18 protein-coding genes are annotated in these 18,633 nt (G+C 62.1%); 7 read left to right on the forward strand and 11 right to left on the reverse strand.

All coding sequences use genetic code 11. The features are described 5' to 3' along the window. Positions 1-7 precede the first annotated feature (7 nt). A complete protein-coding gene (locus tag NLY33_RS12955) occupies positions 8-553 on the forward strand; it encodes an adenine phosphoribosyltransferase (protein ID WP_013529989.1) in 546 nt (181 codons plus the stop codon). Positions 554-669: 116 nt separating this feature from the next. Here the strand turns inward: NLY33_RS12955 and NLY33_RS12960 are convergent, their stop codons facing one another. The 3 genes from NLY33_RS12960 to corA all read right to left on the reverse strand — a co-directional run bounded on the left by NLY33_RS12960 (position 670) and on the right by corA (position 2,645). Beyond that, on the reverse strand, positions 670-1,134 hold the full coding sequence (locus NLY33_RS12960) for a MaoC family dehydratase (RefSeq protein WP_023705912.1): 465 nt from the start codon (positions 1,132-1,134) through the stop codon (positions 670-672). Further along, positions 1,131-1,592 carry a MaoC family dehydratase gene (locus tag NLY33_RS12965; protein WP_023705911.1) on the reverse strand — a complete coding sequence of 154 codons (462 nt, stop codon included), beginning with the start codon at positions 1,590-1,592 and terminating at the stop codon, positions 1,131-1,133. The genes NLY33_RS12960 and NLY33_RS12965 overlap by 4 nt, the downstream gene beginning before the upstream one ends. A gap of 78 nt (positions 1,593-1,670) precedes the next feature. After that, positions 1,671-2,645 carry a magnesium/cobalt transporter CorA gene (corA, locus tag NLY33_RS12970; RefSeq protein ID WP_023670034.1) on the reverse strand — a complete coding sequence of 325 codons (975 nt, stop codon included), beginning with the start codon at positions 2,643-2,645 and terminating at the stop codon, positions 1,671-1,673. A gap of 319 nt (positions 2,646-2,964) precedes the next feature. Here corA and NLY33_RS12975 point away from each other — a divergent pair, with 319 nt between their 5' ends. Further along, positions 2,965-3,717, forward strand: coding sequence for a DUF5131 family protein (locus NLY33_RS12975; protein WP_023705910.1), 753 nt, complete (start codon positions 2,965-2,967; stop codon positions 3,715-3,717). On the opposite strand, the gene NLY33_RS12980 is transcribed toward NLY33_RS12975, so the two are convergent. The 5 genes from NLY33_RS12980 to NLY33_RS13000 all read right to left on the reverse strand — a co-directional run bounded on the left by NLY33_RS12980 (position 3,672) and on the right by NLY33_RS13000 (position 8,937). Beyond that, positions 3,672-4,589: a three-Cys-motif partner protein TcmP gene (locus NLY33_RS12980; RefSeq protein WP_245260951.1), complete on the reverse strand. Its 918-nt coding sequence runs from the start codon at positions 4,587-4,589 to the stop codon at positions 3,672-3,674. The genes NLY33_RS12975 and NLY33_RS12980 overlap by 46 nt on opposite strands. Positions 4,590-4,836: 247 nt before the next feature. Continuing rightward, on the reverse strand, positions 4,837-5,940 hold the full coding sequence (gene ychF, locus NLY33_RS12985; RefSeq protein ID WP_023683702.1) for a redox-regulated ATPase YchF: 1,104 nt from the start codon (positions 5,938-5,940) through the stop codon (positions 4,837-4,839). 95 nt (positions 5,941-6,035) lie between these two features. Further along, positions 6,036-6,776 (reverse strand): aminoacyl-tRNA hydrolase, encoded by a 741-nt coding sequence (gene pth / locus NLY33_RS12990; protein WP_023705908.1) that lies wholly within the window; start codon positions 6,774-6,776, stop codon positions 6,036-6,038. Between the two features lie 21 nt (positions 6,777-6,797). Next, entirely contained in the window at positions 6,798-7,442 is a 645-nt protein-coding gene (locus NLY33_RS12995) for a 50S ribosomal protein L25/general stress protein Ctc (RefSeq protein WP_023686131.1), read from the reverse strand. Between the two features lie 262 nt (positions 7,443-7,704). Continuing rightward, entirely contained in the window at positions 7,705-8,937 is a 1,233-nt protein-coding gene (locus NLY33_RS13000; protein WP_245260953.1) for an ROK family transcriptional regulator, read from the reverse strand. Positions 8,938-9,176: 239 nt separating this feature from the next. Between NLY33_RS13000 and NLY33_RS13005 the strand changes: the two genes are divergently transcribed. The 4 genes from NLY33_RS13005 (at position 9,177) to NLY33_RS13020 (ending at position 14,613) form a co-directional block, all read left to right on the forward strand. After that, positions 9,177-11,738 (forward strand): ATP-binding cassette domain-containing protein, encoded by a 2,562-nt coding sequence (locus NLY33_RS13005; RefSeq protein WP_023705906.1) that lies wholly within the window; start codon positions 9,177-9,179, stop codon positions 11,736-11,738. Further along, positions 11,735-12,724, forward strand: coding sequence for an ABC transporter permease (locus NLY33_RS13010; protein ID WP_023705905.1), 990 nt, complete (start codon positions 11,735-11,737; stop codon positions 12,722-12,724). Before NLY33_RS13005 ends, NLY33_RS13010 begins: the two co-directional genes overlap by 4 nt. 46 nt (positions 12,725-12,770) lie before the next feature. Then, on the forward strand, positions 12,771-13,772 hold the full coding sequence (locus NLY33_RS13015) for a rhamnose ABC transporter substrate-binding protein (RefSeq protein WP_023701576.1): 1,002 nt from the start codon (positions 12,771-12,773) through the stop codon (positions 13,770-13,772). Positions 13,773-13,851: 79 nt separating this feature from the next. Next, positions 13,852-14,613 (forward strand): glutamine amidotransferase, encoded by a 762-nt coding sequence (locus tag NLY33_RS13020; RefSeq protein ID WP_023695801.1) that lies wholly within the window; start codon positions 13,852-13,854, stop codon positions 14,611-14,613. 22 nt (positions 14,614-14,635) lie between these two features. On the opposite strand, the gene NLY33_RS13025 is transcribed toward NLY33_RS13020, so the two are convergent. Next, positions 14,636-15,067 (reverse strand): MarR family winged helix-turn-helix transcriptional regulator, encoded by a 432-nt coding sequence (locus NLY33_RS13025; RefSeq protein ID WP_023705903.1) that lies wholly within the window; start codon positions 15,065-15,067, stop codon positions 14,636-14,638. A 151-nt stretch (positions 15,068-15,218) separates the two neighbouring features. On the opposite strand from NLY33_RS13025, the gene NLY33_RS13030 reads away from it, so the two are divergent. Then, the gene (locus tag NLY33_RS13030; protein WP_155929564.1) at positions 15,219-16,061 is read left to right on the forward strand and encodes an alpha/beta fold hydrolase; all 843 of its coding nucleotides are present in this window, start codon (positions 15,219-15,221) and stop codon (positions 16,059-16,061) included. A gap of 80 nt (positions 16,062-16,141) precedes the next feature. On the opposite strand, the gene NLY33_RS13035 is transcribed toward NLY33_RS13030, so the two are convergent. After that, positions 16,142-17,056 carry an alpha/beta fold hydrolase gene (locus NLY33_RS13035; RefSeq protein ID WP_023705901.1) on the reverse strand — a complete coding sequence of 305 codons (915 nt, stop codon included), beginning with the start codon at positions 17,054-17,056 and terminating at the stop codon, positions 16,142-16,144. A 141-nt stretch (positions 17,057-17,197) separates the two neighbouring features. Further along, entirely contained in the window at positions 17,198-18,442 is a 1,245-nt protein-coding gene (locus NLY33_RS13040; RefSeq protein ID WP_023670046.1) for an MFS transporter, read from the reverse strand. Between the last annotated feature and the right edge of the window lie 191 nt (positions 18,443-18,633).

The following is an 18,633-nucleotide window of genomic DNA, read 5'->3' on the forward strand; positions in this document are numbered from 1 at the left end:
TCGACCCATGAAATCCTCGCTCGAAGACACGCTGCTCGCCGCGATCCGCACCATTCCGGACTACCCCAAGCCCGGTATCCTGTTTCGCGACATCACCACTTTGCTCGGCAATGCGCGCGCCTTCCGCCGCGCCATCGACGAGCTGGTGCATCCCTATGCCGGCCAGAAGATCGACAAGATCGCCGGCATCGAGGCGCGTGGCTTCATCCTCGGCGGTGCGGTCGCGCACCAGCTTTCGGCCGGCTTCGTGCCGATCCGCAAGAAGGGCAAGCTGCCTTACGAGACGGTACGCGTCGCCTACAGCCTGGAATACGGGCTGGACGAGATGGAGATGCACAAGGACGGCGTTGCGCCGGGCGAGAAGGTGATCCTGGTCGACGACCTGATCGCGACCGGCGGCACGGCGGAGGCGGCGGTCAAGTTGCTGAGGCAGATCGGCGCCGATATTCTTGCCGCGTGCTTCGTCATCGACCTGCCGGATCTCGGCGGACGGGCGAAGCTCGAAGCGCTGGGCGTGCCGGTGCGGACGTTGATCGGGTTTGAGGGGCATTAGGGAGTAGGGAGTAGGGAGTAGGGAGTAGGGAGTAGGGAGTAGGGAGGGAAGCTCCGCATTCCGTGCAAGGCGCAGCACCCACTGCTGCCTAATCCCTACTGCCTAAAACCTACCCCCTACCCAGCCTTCACCAGCACGGCGCTGTCGAACTCCAGCACCTTGTCGCCCGTCGAATCGAATCCTTCCGAGCGCAGCGCGAGCAGCCGCCAGCCGGGGCGATTGGCGAGCGGGCGGTGGGAGACGGCCGTGCGGGTGAAGGTGACGGTTTCGCCGGCATAGACCGGCTTTGTCCATTTCAGATTCCTGAAGCCGGGCGAGGGGCCGAATTCTGGTACCGGGCCGGGTCCGGTCCATTGAGAAGCGTCCATAGGATTTTTGAGATTGAGCTTCATCCAGGTGGCCGCGGTGTGCCAGCCTGAGGCGCAGAGGCGGCCGAACACGCTTTTCTTCGCCGCCTCCTCGTCGACATGAAAGACCTGTGGATCGTACTTGCGGGCGAACGCCTTGATCGCCTCGGCTTCGAATGTGTGCGAACCGAGGTTGATGGTATCGCCGATGCGGAAGAACGCGTCGAGGCTCATGCGCCGGTCTCGCGGGTCAAGAACATGACAGTGTTCTCAAGTTCGAAGACGCTTTCACCGCGCTGGTTGAACAGTTCGCTGCGCAAGGTGACGAGGCCGAGCTGAGGCCTGGATTTCGACAGGCGCCTGGCAAGCACGCTGGTGCTGCCGGCCAGTGTGTCGCCGGCCAGCACCGGCTTCTTCCATTTGACCTGGTCGATGCCGGGCGCGCCTTGCGCGGTCGAGTCGAGCAGGAAGGCGTCGCACAGCATGCGCATGAAGATCGCGCAGGTGTGCCAGCCGGAGGCGGCCAAGCCGCCAAGGATGCTGGCCTTGCCGGCGGCTTCGTCGAGATGCATCGGCTGCGGGTCGAATTCGGTGGCGAATTCGATGATTTCGGCCGCACTCACCTGCTTGGCGCCGAGGTCGATCGATGCGCCCTCGGTGAAATCCTCGTAGGCCCAGCTTTTTGCGGTCATGATCCCAATCCGGTTGTACGATTACCGGGCATCCGGATGCCGTCCGGGCGGCGTTTGGTCAAGCGAATTCTATTGGGCCTACAACCAGCCGCGGCGGCGGAAATACCAGAACGGCAGGATCGCCGACAGGATCATCAGGCCGATGGCGAAGGGATAGCCGAGCTCCCATTTCAGCTCCGGGATGACGTCGAAATTCATGCCGTAGATCGAAGCCACCAGCGTCGGCGGCAGGAAGATGACGGCGGCGACCGAGAAGATCTTGATGATGGCGTTCTGCTCGATCGAGATCATGCCGAGCGTCGCGTCGAGCAGGAACGAGATCTTCTGCGACAGGAAGGTGGCATGGTCGGCGAGCGACAGCACGTCGCGCGATACGGTCTTGATGCGGGCGCGGACGTCCTTGCTCATCTTGATCTGGGTCGCGACGTGGGCAAGGAAGCCGGTGAGGCGCTGCAACGAGATCAGGCTGTCACGGATCGAGGAGGCGATGTCCTCCTTGCGGCCGATGGCCTTGAGCAGTTCCTGGAAGTCGCGATTGCGCTTGTTCACCTTGGTCGACCGCGCCTCGAAGATGTCGCGCGAGATCGTCTCGATGTCACGGCCGGCGCGTTCGAGAATATCGGCTAGGCGATCGACGATCGCCTCCAGCAGGCCGATCAGGATGGTGTTGCCGGTGGTGCAGCCTGTCGCCACCTTCTCGGCGCGCAGGGGAAAGGTCTTGAACGCCTTCGGCTCATGATAGCGGATGGTGACCAGTCTCGGGCCGGCAAGCACAAAGGTAACCGGTGACATCAAGGGATCATCGATTTCGGTCTGCGCCGGCAAGGTGGCGGTCATGAAGTAGGCGCCGTCCTCGATGTAGAGGCGGCTCGAAATCTCGATCTCCTCCATCTCCTCGCGCGTCGGGATGGCAACGCCGAGCCAGGTCTCGATCGCTGTTTCTTCTTCCTTGGTCGGGTTGAGAAGGTCGGCCCAGACGACCTGATCGCCATTGGCCACGAGATCGTCGGCGAGGCGCAGGCGATCATTGTCGACGACGAAGGCCTTGATCATCGCCGAATCTCCCTTGCCGGATTAAAGGGTGCGTTCAGATTGACGCGTCGTGTAGGACTGCACGGTTCTTCGTCGCGTGCTCCGACCGTGCGCCTGCCGCTTAAACTTATGAGGTGACAAAATCAAGACAGGCGACCGAACTGAGAGATGGCCTCCGGCCGGTTAGAAAATTCGTCGAAAGTGCCGCTGTTAGACTTGGTCTATCTCCACCAAGCTCGTCGTGGTACAGCCAGCCGGTTGTGAACAAATTCCTAGCAAATGTTTAGAACGACGTTTACAATGTCTATGCCACTCTTCCATCAACACGGAAGGTAAAGTGATGGCCGAAACATCAATCGAATGGACAGATGCGACCTGGAACCCTGTCGCCGGCTGCACAATTCTTACTGCCGGATGCACAAATTGTTACGCGATGAGGATGGCTGCTCGGCTGGAAGCCATGGGAGTCGACAAATATGTGGGAGTGACACGCAAAAGCGGTGGCAAAGCGAAATGGACAGGCAAGATTAAGCTCGACCGCGCATCGATTTCCGTTCCGCAAGAATGGAAGAAGCCTAAGCGTGTCTTCGTAAACTCAATGTCTGATCTCTTCCACGCGGAAGTGCCAACTGCCTTCATCGCTGAGATATGGCAGGTCATGGCAGCAACGCCTCGCCACACCTATCAAATTCTGACAAAGCGGCCAGATAGGATGTCGGAAGTACTTTCCTCCCCCGAGTTCAATGTGCTTCCAAACGTCTGGCTCGGCACCAGTGTTGAAGATAGTCGGGTGCTGTACAGGCTGGATGAACTCCGGGCGGTTCCTGCGGCCGTGAGATTTGTTTCATTCGAACCCCTGATCGGGTCTGTTGCCGGCGCCAATCTCAAAAGCATTCACTGGGCAATCGTCGGAGGCGAAAGCGGACCGCAGGCTAGGCCGCTAGATACCCGATGGGTGGACGAGATTTTCGACCAATGCACCGATGCCGACACGGCGTTCTTCTTCAAACAGTGGGGCGGCAAGAACAAGAAGATAACAGGTCGCACCTATCGTGATCGGCTTTGGGACGATCTTCCCGATTTGAGAATATGAGAGGCCATCTTTGTCGCTAGTGCGACTGCGGCCGGACTCGTGTTTGACACGGCGAAAAAGAGTGAAGCCAGTGGCGCGCCCCCTTTATGATGAAGGCGAACTGGCTCCAAAACAGCCCCTTTGAACACTGTGCGCAGGCGCTCCTTCACGTAGGATTCGATAGCGTTCACATCCGCCCGCCGAACTGCTTGCCCCTTCGTTTCGAATAGGTCTTGGCGCGCACTTTCGTGACCATACCAACGCTCCCGCCAGTCAGTTGCCCCTAGAACGCGATCCAGACTTGCCTGCTTGCTCGGATCGAGCTTTGCCGGATCATGGGGAGCGTTTCGGTACAGACCTGACAACGGAAAGAAATACCAACAGTCCAAGGCTTCCGTTGCTGCGATGGCTTTTACCGTCTCCCATGAAACTTCCATGCCATAGGGATCGAGGAAGACAACGCCACGAATCCCACGGCCGACGGTCTCCGCTCCGCGCCAATTTGTGCGCTTGCAAAGGCGTTGGACAAGATCGTTGGCGTCCCCGTTTCGAACAATTATCTTGCGATTGGGATACTCAGAGATCAGTTCACCGAGTTGCGCAAAACGGGAATTATCCCGTTCGATCAGCACGATAGAATGCATCGGCGGGTCGACTTCGATTGCAATCCTAGCCGACCCCTGAGTGGTTACCTCTTCTGGTTCTGCCATTTCTGAACCGAAGAGAGGAAGACCGGGGCGGACTTCCGTACGAGTCCCGGAGCCGGCAAAAGCGTCGATATAAATGCAAGCGAATTCCTGGTCGCGCAGAGCGATAGCAAAGGCTCGGAGATATTCCTGTAAGCAACGAAGCTTCTTAGGGGTGTCTGGCCCCCCAAAGACGTGTGTTACCATCGTCGTCATCCTCCACCCTGGTACATCGATACGCACAATGAGTGGAGTGTCTAGGAGGAACTATGTCATAGCGATATTTTATTGCGCAATCGAGGCTGAGTGATTTCGTCTACCCAGTTGTCGGCCGCCACAGCGCTGCGCTCTACAGTATCGAGGCCGCCACACCCTGCAATCTCGTACCTGCTGCGAGATTTAGGCGCCAGCCTTCTACATGGCCGCGCCGCCATGGGTGGCGTGCTACAAGAAATCAGGTGTTGAACTTGAACAGCAGAACATCGCCGTCCTGGACGACATACTCCTTGCCTTCGTCGCGCGCCTTGCCGGCTTCCTTGGCCGCCACTTCGCCGCCCAGTGTGACGTAGTCGTTATAGGCGATGGTCTGGGCGCGGATGAAGCCGCGCTCGAAATCGGTGTGGATGACGCCGGCCGCCTGCGGGGCCTTGTCGCCCTTGTGGATCGTCCAGGCGCGCGTTTCCTTCGGCCCGGCGGTGAAATAGGTGATGAGATGCAACAGATCGTAGCCGGCGCGGATGACCTTGTTGAGGCCAGGTTCGTCGAGGCCGAGCGAGGACAGGAACTCCATCTCTTCCTCGTCGGAGAGCTGGGCGACTTCGGCCTCGATCGCGGCTGAGATCACCACGGTGCCGGCGCCCTGCGCGGTCGCCATCTTTTCCACGGCCCTGGTGTGCTCGTTGCCGGTGGCGGCGTCGGCTTCGGCGACGTTGCATACATAGAGCACGGGGTGCGAGGTCAAGAGGTTCAGTCCCTGCAGGATGCGCAGGTCTTCCGCTGAAATGCCCTTGAGCAGGATGCGGGTCGGCTTGCCGGCCTGGAGGAGCTCGAGTGCTGCCTCCATCATCGGCAGCACGGTGGTTGCTTCCTTGTCCTTGCTGCCGGCGCGCTTGCGGATCTGCACGATGCGGCGCTCGAGGCTGTCGAGGTCGGCGAGCATCAGCTCGGTCTCGACCGTATCGGCGTCGGCGACAGGGTCGATCTTGCCCTCGACATGGGTGATGTCGTCATCCTCGAAACAGCGCAGCACATGCACGATGGCGTCGACCTCACGGATGTTGGCGAGGAACTGGTTGCCCAGCCCTTCGCCCTTGGAGGCGCCGCGCACCAGGCCGGCAATGTCGACGAAGGAGATGCGGGTCGGGATGATCTCTTTCGACTTGGCGATCGCGGCGATCTTCTGCAGCCGCGGATCGGGCACCGCCACCTCGCCGGTGTTCGGTTCGATGGTGCAGAACGGATAGTTGGCGGCCTGCGCCGCCGCCGTCCTGGTCAACGCGTTGAAAAGCGTCGACTTGCCGACGTTGGGCAAGCCAACGATGCCGCATTTGAAACCCATGTGTCCGGTCCTATCGGGAAACTAGAAATTTGATGAGGGCTATGGGCGATAGGGGTGAGCAACGTCAAGCCCCGCGGTCCCGATCCTATCGACGCTCAGTCCTTCTTGCCGAACAGTTTCTTCAGCATGGCGGCCATAGGGCCGCTTTCCGGCAGCTTGGCCGCCGCCTGCTGTGGCCGTGCCTGGCGGATGTGACTTTGAGCCTTTGGACCTTCAGCCTTCGGCGCCTTGGGCGGCGGCCGGTCGTCGTCGCTGGTCGGCACCAGCTTGTCACGCCAGGCCAGAGTAATGCGGTTCATGAAGGAACTGTCGTCGCCCTTGGCCAGCAGCCCGGCATCGTCGGCGATGGTGTCGAGCAGCACGTCCAGCCACTCGCGATCGGCCTTGGCGAAGTCGCCGAGAACATGGCCATGCACCATTTCCCGGACGCCGGGGTGTCCGACGCCGATGCGCACGCGGCGAAAATTCTTGCCGACATGCTGGTCGAGCGAGCGGATGCCGTTGTGGCCGCCGGCGCCGCCGCCGACCTTGACCCGCAATTTGCCGGCCGGCAGGTCGATCTCGTCGTAGAAGACGGTCAGCGCCTCGGGGCCGAGCTTGTAGAAGCGCAAGGCTTCGCCGATCGGCTGTCCCGACAGGTTCATGAAGGTCTGCGGTTTGATCAGGAGAATCTTTTCGCCGGCAATCGTGCCTTCGGCGATCAGGCCCTGGAACTTCTTCGACCAGGGCGAAAACGAATGGCGGCGGGCAATTGCGTCCGCCGCCATGAAGCCGACATTGTGCCGGTTATCAGCGTATTTCGCGCCCGGATTGCCGAGGCCTGCAAAGACAAGCATCGTGAACTCCGGGCCCGAAAATTACTTCTCTTCGGCAGCAGGAGCCGCCGCTTCGGGGGCTGCCGCTTCCGCCGTCTCTTCCGTCTCCGGCTTCATCGCCGAGGAGCCGGCAATTGTCGCGATGGTGAAGTCGCGATCGGAGATCACCGGCTTGACGCCGGCCGGCAAGGTAACCGCCGAGATGTGGATCGAATCGCCAATGTCGGCGCCGGTGAGATCGACGGTGATGAATTCCGGGATCGCATTGGCCGGGCAGTGGAACTCGACTTCGTGACGCACGATGTTGAGCACGCCGCCGCGCTTGATGCCGGGCGACTTGTCTTCATTGATGAAGTGCACGGGCACGTCGACGTTGACCTCGGTGTCCTTGCCGATGCGCAGGAAGTCGACATGGACCGGGAAATCCTTGACCGGGTCGAGCTGGAAATCCTTGGGCAGAACCTGGATTTTCTTGCCGTCGACGTCGATCGTGGCGATCGTGGTCAAAAACCCGCCGCCATGGATTTTGTAGAAGACGTCCTTGTAGTTCAGCGCAATCGCCAGGGGAGGCTGTCTGTCGCCGTAGATAACTGCAGGCACTTTACCGTTGCGGCGAACTGCACGGGCGGACCCCTTACCGACCTGTTCGCGCGCTTCGGCCTTGAGCTCGTAAGTATCGTGGCTCATGGCATTTCCTTTCGCGTTTTATGGAGCGTTTGCGGTGGCAGTGTGCCTGGACCGTAAACGTCGAAAGCCGCCAGGCCTGGATGTCCGAATGCCAGAAACCGCATACGCGGAGCTTTGTTCGGGATCACAAGGGAAGGCAGCCTTCCGCCGCGTTGCCTCCAAGGGTGTCTACGCGGGTGGCGGCTCTATAGCGGAAGGCGGGAAAGGGTGCAAGCCATGGCGGGCAAGGGCGGCCGATCCTGCGTTGGGCGCCGCATTGCGCTCAGGCCGGCAGGTCGGCGGGCGGATTTGATCCGTTTCCCTTGGCGCCACCCAGCGTGGACAGCGCGCTCAGCAGTTTCGTCCGGTCCTTGCCGATCATCAGCACGCCGCTGTCGGGCGCCAGCAGCGCCGAGAACGGAAGCATGGCAGCGCCGATCGAGGAGGCCTCAGGGCCGAATTGCCCCGACACGATCTCCGGCGCCACGATGCCGATTGCGCTGGCCTGGTTGAACTGGGTCTGCACCCTTGCCAGCAGTTCGAGATGGATCGGCCTGGGCAGGATCGAGTCGAGAACGATGGCCTCGATGTCGATGATGGAGGTGATGGCGATGATCGCCTCGACCAGCGCGCTCGCACAATCGTCGATCCATTCGAACAGCGGCACGCGCGCTTCGGGTGGCAACGGATCGAGTTCCCGCACACGATTGATCACCACGCCGCGCGACCTCAGGTGATTGACCAGCACATAGATCGAGGCGCGATGCAGCAGGCTCTGGTAGCGCGCAGGCTTCGCCGCCACCGAATCGAGGCTTGAGGGCGAGACCGGCAAGGGTCCGAGGGCAGCGCTGTTGCCATGCGGCCCGGTATGGACCCTGCCGCCTTGCACAAGGCCGCCGCCGACAAAAGTGTCGATCGAGATGTGCATGAAATCGCGAAAGCGGGCGCCAGCGCCCTGAACAAGTTCGGCCAGCGCCGCCGACGTGGCGTCGTTTTCCACGAACACCGGCGTCTTCGCCGGCGTGGCAAAGCATGTCGTCAGGTCGATCGCCTCCCAGCGGCTGCCGAGATCGTCGGGAAAGCCGAGTTCCTCGCTCCAGCCGCCGAGGAAATAGGGTGAGGCAATGCCGACGCCGACGATGCTGGCATCGCCAAGCCCATCCACCAGCTTTTCGAAGGTGGCCAGCGCCATGTTGCCGGCCTTCAGCACCAAATCAGGATCGGGGAAGCGGTATTCGTGCGACTCTCTTGCGCGGATTTCACCGGCGAAGTCGACCAGAACGGCTTCAAGCGCACGCCGGCCGATCTTGATGCCGACGCTGTAGATGCGCTCCGGCGTCAGCCGGTACAGCGTGGAGGGCGAACCGCGCTGCCCGAACCTTTTTCCCACTTGCTTTACGAATCCGGAAGATTCCAGGCCGTCGACGATGGCAGCGACGGCCGCCGGCGTCAGGCTTGCCGCGCGCGCCAGATCGGACTTGGAGGCTTCCTTGAGGCGACGGATGGCGTCGAGCACGAAACGCTCATTATAGTGCCGAACTTTGACAGAATTGCTGCCTTTCCCTGACAAAACCCGCACTCCCCAAATGTCCCGTTCCCGGCGCGAAGCCCGCAAACCACCTGCGGCCGAGCGCACCCTGCGGTGCCTATGTTGGCGGCGACAGTGCGCGACGGAACCATGGAAGTCAATTTTGCCGTTGCGCCTTTGCACTATTTAATATAGCAAATTGAAAAAATAACGGTCAGGGAGGAGACGTGCTGCACTCGGGCACACAAAGCGAAGCCGACGCTGCGGTGGTGCGGGCTGTTCCTGTTGCCCTGGTTCAGGCGACGAAGGCTTTCGGCGGCACGATTGCGCTCAAGGACGCCTCCTTCGAATTGCGCTCCGGCGAGGTGCTGGCGCTGCTTGGCGAAAACGGCGCCGGCAAGAGCACCTGCGTGAAGCTTCTCGCCGGTGTGCATTCTCCCACCAGCGGTCATGTCGAGGTTGACGGCAAATCAGCCGTCTTCCATTCGCCGCATGACGCGCAGGCGGCCGGCATTGCGGTCATGCACCAGCATCCTGGCCTGTTTCCCGATCTGTCGGTGGCGGAGAACATCTATCTCGGCCACATGCCGCGCGACCGCTTTGGCGGCATCGACAATGCCGCCATGCTGGCCGGCGCCCGCAAGGTGCTGGCTACCGTCGGGCTCGACGTGCCGGCGGCAACGCGGCTGGGAACACTGCGTACCTCTGAACAACAACTGGTCGAGATCGCCCGCGCGCTGTCGCTGGATGCCCGCGTGCTGATCATGGACGAGCCCACGGCGGCGCTGTCACAGCGCGAGGTCGAGCGGCTGTTTTCCGTCGTTGCCGATCTCAGGCTGCATGGCGTGGCGATGATGTTCGTCGGCCACCGCATGGATGAAATCTTCCGCATCGCCGACCGCATCGCCGTGCTGCGTGACGGGCGCCTGATCGGCGTCAAGCCGAAGGCCGAGCTTGGCCGCGCTGCCGCCATCAGCATGATGGTCGGGCGTGAAGTCACCGACCTCTATCCCGAACGGCGCCATGCCTCAGGCGCGCTGGTGCTGGAGGCGAAGGGACTTTCGCGCGCCGGCGGGTTTGCCGGTATCGACCTCAAGCTTCACGCCGGCGAGGTGCTGGGGCTTGGCGGCCTGGTCGGCAGCGGACGCACCGAGATTGCGCGCGTGCTGTTCGGTATCGACCGGCCCGACGCCGGCGAAATCCTGATCGACGGCAAGCCCGTGCAGTTCGCCTCGGCGCGCGACGCCATGGATGCGCGCATCGCCTATGTGTCGGAAGATCGCATGGGCCAGAGCCTGGTGATGGATTTCTCCATCCTCGACAATGCGGTGCTACCTGTTCTCGACAAGGCCGCACAACGCGGTCTCTACGGCACCGACCGCGCCATCGGTCTGGTGGCGGACTGGCTGAAGCGGATGAAGCTGCGCTTTTCCGGCTACGGGCAGCCGGTGAAAGAGTTATCCGGCGGCAACCAGCAGAAGGTGGTGCTGGCCAAATGGCTGCGCACCGAGCCGCGCGTGCTCATCCTCGACGAGCCGACGCAAGGCATCGATGTCGGTACCAAGGCGGAAGTGCATGCAATGATCGCTGACCTTGCCGCGCAAGGCATGGCGATCCTGCTGATCTCGTCAGAGATGCCCGAGCTGATCGGCATGTGCGACCGCATTATCGTGCTGCGCGAAGGCCGCCAGACTGCTGAGTTTTCGCGCGGGCAAGCCACGCAGGAAAAGGTACTGGAAGCGGCGACCAGGACCGATGAACGTGCCGGCCAGGCAGCGCAGATAGAACGCGCCGCCGAGGAGGAAAAGGCAAAAGGACCGTTCGATTTTCTGAGGCGGCGGGAATTCGGCCTGCTTGCGGCGATGCTCGCCGTCGCCATTCCGGTCACCATCATCAACCCGCGCATGGTGAGCGCGGCGAACCTCACCGCTGTGTCGATGGACGCGGCCTTGCTGATTGTCGCCGCACTGGCGCAGATGCTGGTGCTGATCACCCGCAACATCGACCTGTCGATCGCAGCTGTGATCGGCCTCTCCGCCTATATGGCGGCCAGCATGGTTCAGGCCTATCCCGGATTGGACATCGGCATCGGCCTGATCACCGCCTGCGCGGTCGGCGGCTTTGCCGGACTGCTCAACGGCCTTGTCGTTACCAGGGGAAAGATCCCGGCCATCGTCGTTACGCTGGCTTCGATGTCGATCTTCCGCGGTTTCAACTCGATCTGGGCGGCGGGCGACCAGGTCAGCGCCGACGAAGTCACGCAAGCCTGGCTCGACATGACCGGGCTGAAGATCGCAGGCGTGCCGCTGATCGTCATCATCGCTATTGTCATCCTGTGCGCCGGCTATGTGCTGCTCTATCGCACCGCAACCGGACGCGAGCTGTTTGCCACCGGCTCCAATCCCGACGGCGCACGGCTGATCGGCATCCCGGTCGACCGGCGCATCCTGCTGGCCTTCGGCATGGCCGGCCTGCTCGGCGGTCTGTGCGGGGCGCTGTGGGCATCGCGCTATGCCACCATCGATGCCCGCGTCGCGCTCGGCTTCGAACTCACGGTGATCGCCTCTGCAGTGGTCGGCGGCGTCGCCATCCGCGGCGGCTCGGGCACGCTGCTCGGCATCATCCTTGGCGCGCTCACTCTCTTGGTCATCAAGAACGGGCTGACGCTGGTGCGTGTCGACCCGCTCTGGCTGCAGGGCGTCTATGGCCTGGTGATCCTGGTTGCCATCGGCATCGACACCTTCATCGTGCGGCGTGCCGAACAGGCAAGACAGGCGAGGGCGAGATGAGAAAGTTTATCCGCTCGATCGACTTCTGGGATCTGCTGCTGGCGACCGCCTGCCTCGCCGTCTTTATCTATGCGGCGGCCTTCGTGCCGAATTTCGTTTCCGGCTTTAACCTTTCTCAGCTGGGGGCGAGCGCCTCGGAAAAGGCGTTGCTGATCCTGCCGATGACGCTGCTCATCATCACCCGCGAGATCGACCTGTCGATCGCCTCGGTGCTGGCGTTGACATCCGTGATTTTTGGCCTGCTTGTCCAGGCCGGCGTGCCGACGCTGGCCGCCATTCCGCTGACGCTCGTCTTCGGCGGCCTGCTCGGCGCCTTCAACGGCTATCTGGTGTCGGGCCTCGGGTTGCAGTCGCTGGTGGTGACGCTCGGCACCATGGCGCTGTATCGGGGCATTGGCTACATCCTGCTCGGCACCGGTTCGGTCAACATATTGCCGCCGGCGGTTGTCGATTTCGGCATCAGCAATCTGCCGGGCACACAAATCCCGTGGACCATCGTGCCGTTCCTGCTGCTGGCGCCGATCTTCGCGGTGGTGCTGCAGAAGACGCCGACCGGCAAGCGCATCTATGCGCTTGGCGGCAGCCCCGAAGTGGCGCGCTATTCCGGCATCGGCACGCGCCAAATGGTGCTGAAGCTTTTCGTCGTTTCGGGCCTCGTCGCGGCCATCGCCGGCATCGTCTACACCGCGCGCCTTTCCAACGCCCGCGCTAACAATGCGCTCGGCATGGAACTCGACGTCATCACCATCGTGCTGCTCGGCGGCGTCAGCGTCTTCGGTGGTAAGGGGCGGCTCACGGGGGTCATGCTGGCGCTGCTGTTGATCGCCATCATCCGCAATGTGCTGGCGCTCAACCAGATCGGCGGCGACGCCCAAGGCATGATCATCGGCCTGCTCCTGATCGGCTCGCTGCTGGTCGGCAATTACTGGCGCTCCCTGGAGGAGCGGCTGTCAAGATCGCGCGTCCTGCGCGAAACCAAGGGGTGATCTCGGGCCCCTTTCTTCAAGCCCGAATTCTGACGGAGGAGACACAATGAAAGCGTTTAGAATAGCCCTGCTCGCATCCGCGGTTCTGCTTGCGCCGGCCTCGCTGGCCTACAGCCAGGAATGCGCCAAGGAACCGGTGACCGTCGGCTTCCTGCCCAAGCTCGACACCGATCCCTACTTCAAGGTGGCTTTCGGCGGCGCCGAAGAGGCGGCGAAGGAAATTGGCGGCACCGCCACCCAGGTTGCCCCTTCGCAAGCGACGGCCGAGGCACAGATCGAATTCATCAACAGCCTTGTGTCGCAGAAGGTCGGGGTCATCGCTATCGCCGGCAACGACGCCAATGCGGTTGCGCCTGCGCTGAAGCGCGCCGTTCAGCAAGGCGTCCGGGTGATCTCGTACGATTCCGACGTCGCGGCCGATGCGCGCGCGGTGTTCGTGAACCAGGTGAAGGGCGACAGTCTGGCCGAAATGATGCTGGAAAGCGCATTCAACCTCAGCGGCGGCGAAGGCGAGTTCGCCATCCTGTCGTCGACGCCGACGGCGACCAACCAGAACGCCTGGATCGACTTCATGAAGGCGAAGATGGCGGCAGAGCCGAAATACGCCAAGATGAAACTGGTGCAGGTCGCCTATGGCGAGGAGAGCGAGCAGGTCAACCAGCAGCAGGCCTTGGCGCTGGTGCAGGCGTTTCCGGATCTCAAGGTGATCATCGTGCCGGCAGGCATTGGCCTTCCGGCGGCCGCGCGCGCACTCGAGGAAGCCGGCATGATCGGCAAGGTCAAGCTGACCGGCCTTGCGCCGGCCACTTTGATTTCGAAATACATCAAGGATGGCGCTGCCCAGGATATCTGGTGGAATGTCACCGATCTCGGCTACCTGACCTATCAGGCGGCCCAGGCGCTGGCGCAGTGCAAGATCACCGGCAAGGAAGGTGAGAAGTTCACGGCGGGCAGGCTCGGCGAATACACGATCGGGGCCAGCGGCGAACTGATCCTTGGCCCGGCCAAGATCGTGACGCCGGAAAATCTGGCCGAGTTTAAGTTCTAAGCCTCCCAAGGCCCGGCGGGCGCCGGTTCAAGCCGGCGCCCGCTCGTTCAATTGTCAGTCGAAAAGCGTGAGGGCGACGATGAAACTCTTGCTGGCAGGCGAGACCTTCGCGGCGACGACCTCGGTCGCCGCCGGCGGCGATGTGCTGACGAGTGCGACGTGGGTAAACGGCGCGACGGCCTTCAATGCCGCACTTGCCGCAGAGGGCATAGCGGTGACGCAGATCGGTGGCGATCGCTGCGCGGCCGAATTTCCGTATGACCTCGACGCGCTGGCCGAATACCAGGCGGTGGTGATCTCCGATGTCGGCGCGCTGACCTTGCTGGTCACGCCGGAGGCCCGCGCCGGGCGCATCGGCGTCAACCGCCTCGACGTCCTCAAGGCCTATGTCGAAGGCGGCGGCGGGCTGATGCTGGCCGGCGGCTATATGGGGTTCCAAGGCATGTTCGGCACGGCGCGTTTCCACGACACCCCGGTCGAGGACGTGCTGCCCGTGCGCTGCCTGCCATTCTCGGACGGGCTGGAAGTGCCGCAAGGCCTGCAGCCGTCGATCCTTCAGGCGTCGCATCCGATCCTTGCCGGTGTCGCGGGTCCGTTGCCGCCGATCCTCGGCATGAACAAACTCGATTTTAGGCGCGACGGCTCGTCCCAGCTTCTGGCGACCTGCCATTATCGCGGCACGGACTGGCCGCTGCTTGCGGTTCGTGAGCATGGCCGTGGCCGCACCGTCGCGTGGGCGACCGACATCGGCCCACACTGGCTGTCGCAGGACTTTTTGGGATGGCCGCTCTACGGCAAGCTGATGGGCAACGTCGTGCGCTGGCTGGCCGGCAAGGATTAAGCCTGGCGTGTTTGTAGGGCAGCTAGTCCGGCTTGCTGCTCAACGCTTCGCGCAGCGCTTGGATCCGCCGATTCAAGGCATCGAGATCAGCCATCGTCATGCCCGAGCGTTCGATCAGGGTTTCGTTGAGGCAGTTGCACTGGACGAGCAGCGCGCGGCCGGCAGGCGTCAGGTCGACCTGCACTTGGCGCTCGTCCGTCTGGCTGCGCTGGCGGGTGACGAGACCGGCCTGTTCCATGCGCTTCACCAGCGGCGTGATGGTGCTCGATTCCAAAGCGAGCCTGTGCGCAATCGAGCCGACCGACATCCCGCGGGCTTCGGCAAGTGCGTTCAGCACGAGATATTGCGGATAAGTGATGCCCATCTCGTCCAGCATGGGCTTGTAGGTGCGATTGATTGCTATGCTGGTGGCGTAAAGCGTGAAGCAGAGCTGGTTGTCCAACGGGAGAGGCACGAGGCATTCCTTTAGCCGACTGAGCACATCAATATGTACCACGAAAAATGATATCGCGATACATATTTTCTGTAGACAAGGATTTGGACCTGCGCTAGTCGTATGGTTATCGCGATATTGATTATCGCGGAAGCAATCAATGGAGAGCGAGATGACCAAGCCCGGCAGCAGCACGATCACCACCAAGGATGGCACCGAAATTTTCTACAAGGATTGGGGAACGGGACAACCCATCGTCTTCCATCACGGCTGGCCGCTGAGCAGCGACGACTGGGACGCCCAGATGCTGTTCTTCCTGTCCAAGGGCTACCGCGTCATTGCCCATGACCGGCGCGGCCATGGCCGCTCGACCCAGACCGATACCGGCAACGAGATGGACACCTACGCCGCCGATGTCGCGGAGCTTGCAGCGCATCTCGACCTCAAGAACGCCATCCATGTCGGCCATTCCACCGGTGGCGGCGAAGTGGCCCGTTATGTCGCGAAGTACGGCTCCGGCGGCCGTGTCGCCAAGGCCGCATTGCTCGGCGCGGTGCCGCCGATCATGCTGAAGACGGCGTCCAATCCCGGCGGCCTGCCGATCGAGGTGTTCGACGGTTTCCGCTCCGCCCAGGCAGCCAACCGCGCCCAGTTTTTCCACGACGTCGCGGCCGGCCCGTTCTACGGCTTCAATCGCCCCGGCGCCCAGGTGTCGCAGGCTGTCGTCGAGAATTGGTGGCGCCAGGGCATGATGGGCGGCACCAAGGCGCATTATGATTGCATCAAGGCGTTCTCGGAAACCGACTTCACCGACGATCTGAAGGCCATCGAGGTGCCGGTGCTGGTGATGCATGGCGACGACGACCAGATCGTTCCGATCGCCGACTCCGCGCTGCTGGCTGTCAAGCTGCTCAAAAAGGGCGAGCTCAAGGTCTACAAGGGCTTCCCGCACGGCATGGCGACGACCCATGCCGATGTCATCAATGCCGACCTGCTGGCGTTCTTCAAGGCCTAGAATCGTCCAGGCGGATAGGCAAATGCAGCCGCCGTCAGGCGGGTGCATTTGCTTTCGTCGAAATGTCAGCGGGACAGTGCCTATTTATCGAGAAAACCAGTGATCAGTTTGACGGTGTCGTCGGGGTTTTCCTCCATGATCCAGTGTCCGGAAGCGGGCACGATGCCGCCCGTTACATCGGTCGCAACAAGCCGCAGGAGATCGGCCTGCGTAGTGCCAGCGGATTTTTCACCGCCGACAGCCAGTAGCGGCATGGTCAGTTTGCCGCCGGCGGCAAGCATCGCCTGGTTGTCGATCGCGTCCTGGTCAAACGCCTTGAACTGCTCGAAAGCGTCATGCATCGCATGCGGGCGGGCATAGAGTTTGGCGTAGTGCCTGCGCGTCGCCTCGTCGATCTTCTTGGGGTCAGCCGACAGCTCGTTGTAGAAGCGGTCGAGATAGATGCGCTCGCGCCCCGCGACCAGCCGCTCCATATCAGGGCCGCGGAAGTTGAAGTGCCAAAGCAGCGGGCTTTGCTTGATCTTTTCCCAGTCGCCTATGCCGGGCAGCGGCGCGTCGATGATAACCCATTTGGTGATGCGCTTGGGATACTGAGCGGCGAGCGCATAGCCGACCATGTTGCCGATGTCGTGGGTGACGAGATCTGCCTTGTCGATCTTCAGGGCATCCAACACGCCGGCGATGTCGACGGCCTGGTTCTTCTTGGCGTAGCCCGCTTCCGGGTGGGCCGACAGACCCATGCCGCGCAGGTCCGGCACGATGACGGTGTGGTCCTTTGCGAGGGCGATGGCCGCGGCGCCCCACATGTCTCCGGTATCGGCAAAGCCGTGCAGCAGCACGACGGCGGGACCCTTGCCGCCAACGCGCACATAGAGTTTGGTGCCGTTGGTTTCGACGGACTGCGTCTTGAAACCCGGCGGAAAGGGAACGATGCGTGCCGTCGCCGGCAAGGTAACAAGAAGCACACCCAATACGGCCAATACGATCTTGCGCATGTCATCCCCCAGAGACGTCGAAGGCCCCAAGCCTTCGTTGATGACTATCTCTAGCAGGCTTTTCAACCAGCGCATGGTGAAAGAATCACAGAGGGCGCAGCAATGCCGCGCCCTGCGTCAAATCCGCAAAATCGACCGGTTTTATCTGGCCGCCGCTTGCGCCTTCCTGGCTTCCTTCATGTTGGGCAGGAACACCGTCAGCAGGCCGAGCAGCGGCAGATACGAGCAGATCTGGAAGACGAAATCGATGCCCTTCATGTCGGCGACGACGCCGAGCACGGCGGCTGCAATGCCGCCCATGCCGAAGGCGAAGCCGAAGAAGATCCCGGCGATGGTGCCGACACGTCCCGGCACCAACTCCTGCGCAAACACGACGATGTTGGAGAAGGCCGAGGACAGGATCAGGCCGATCAGCACCGTCAGCACCATCGTCCATTCGAAATTGGCGTAGGGCAGCGCCAGCGTGAACGGCAGCACGCCGACGATCGAGAACCAGATCATCGCCTTCTGGCCGTAGCGGTCGCCGAACGGTCCGCCGAGCAGGATGCCCAGCGCCGAGGCGCCGAGGAACAGGAACAGCATGACCTGGCTCATCTGCACCGACACGCCGAACTTATGGATGGAATAAAAGGTGTAGTAGCTGGAGAGCGAGGCGATGTAGGCGTTCTTGGTCAGCACCAGCAGCGTCAGCACCGCCAGCGCTCCCATCACCTTCTTGCGCGGGAAGGGGGAGACGAAGCTTGCCGCCTTGCGATTGCCCTGCGCGGCGCGCATCCGGCTGTACCAGCCGCCGACCCGCGACAAAACGATGATGCCGATCAGAGACCCGACGGCGAACCATGAAATGCTGGTCTGGCCGAAGGGCACAACGATGAAGGCAGCGAGCAGCGGCCCCATCGACTGGCCGAAATTGCCGCCGACCTGGAACAAAGATTGCGCCAGGCCAAAGCGGCCGCCGGAGGCAAAGCGGGCAATGCGCGAGGATTCCGGATGGAAGATCGCCGAGCCGATTCCGATCAGCGAGGCGCCGACCAGAAGCAGCGCATAGTGGCCGGCATAGGCCAGAACGATCAGGCCAATCAGCGAGGACGCCATGCCGTAGGGCAGCGAATAGGGCATTGGCCGCTTGTCGGTGATCATGCCGATGACCGGCTGCAGCAGCGACGCCGTGACCTGGAAGGTGAAGGTCAGAAGACCGATCTGCCAGAAATCGAGACCGTAATTCTCTTTCAGCAGCGGATAGATCGCCGGCAGCAGCGATTGCATGATGTCGTTGATGCCGTGGCAAAAGCTCACCGCCAGAATGACGGTGAAGGCGGTCGCCTGGGCTGAAGGGAGGCTGGCGCTTGGCTGCGGTGCAATGCTGGTGGCTGTCGTATCGGTCAAGGCAGGCTCCGAGGTCTTTTTGGCGGGTGTTTGCCCGCGGGCAGGCTTGGCGGCCGCTCCCGCGGACCGCCTTAAGGACGCTCGTCTGAAGCGCTTGGGCGACGCCCCTGCGGAGCGCCTTGGGGATGGCTGCCTTATAAGCCGCTTGCGAGGCGACTTCTTTCGTGGTTTGGTCCAATAGTTTCGCAAGT

Source organism: Mesorhizobium sp. C432A (assembly GCF_030323145.1).
GTDB lineage: Bacteria > Pseudomonadota > Alphaproteobacteria > Rhizobiales > Rhizobiaceae > Mesorhizobium.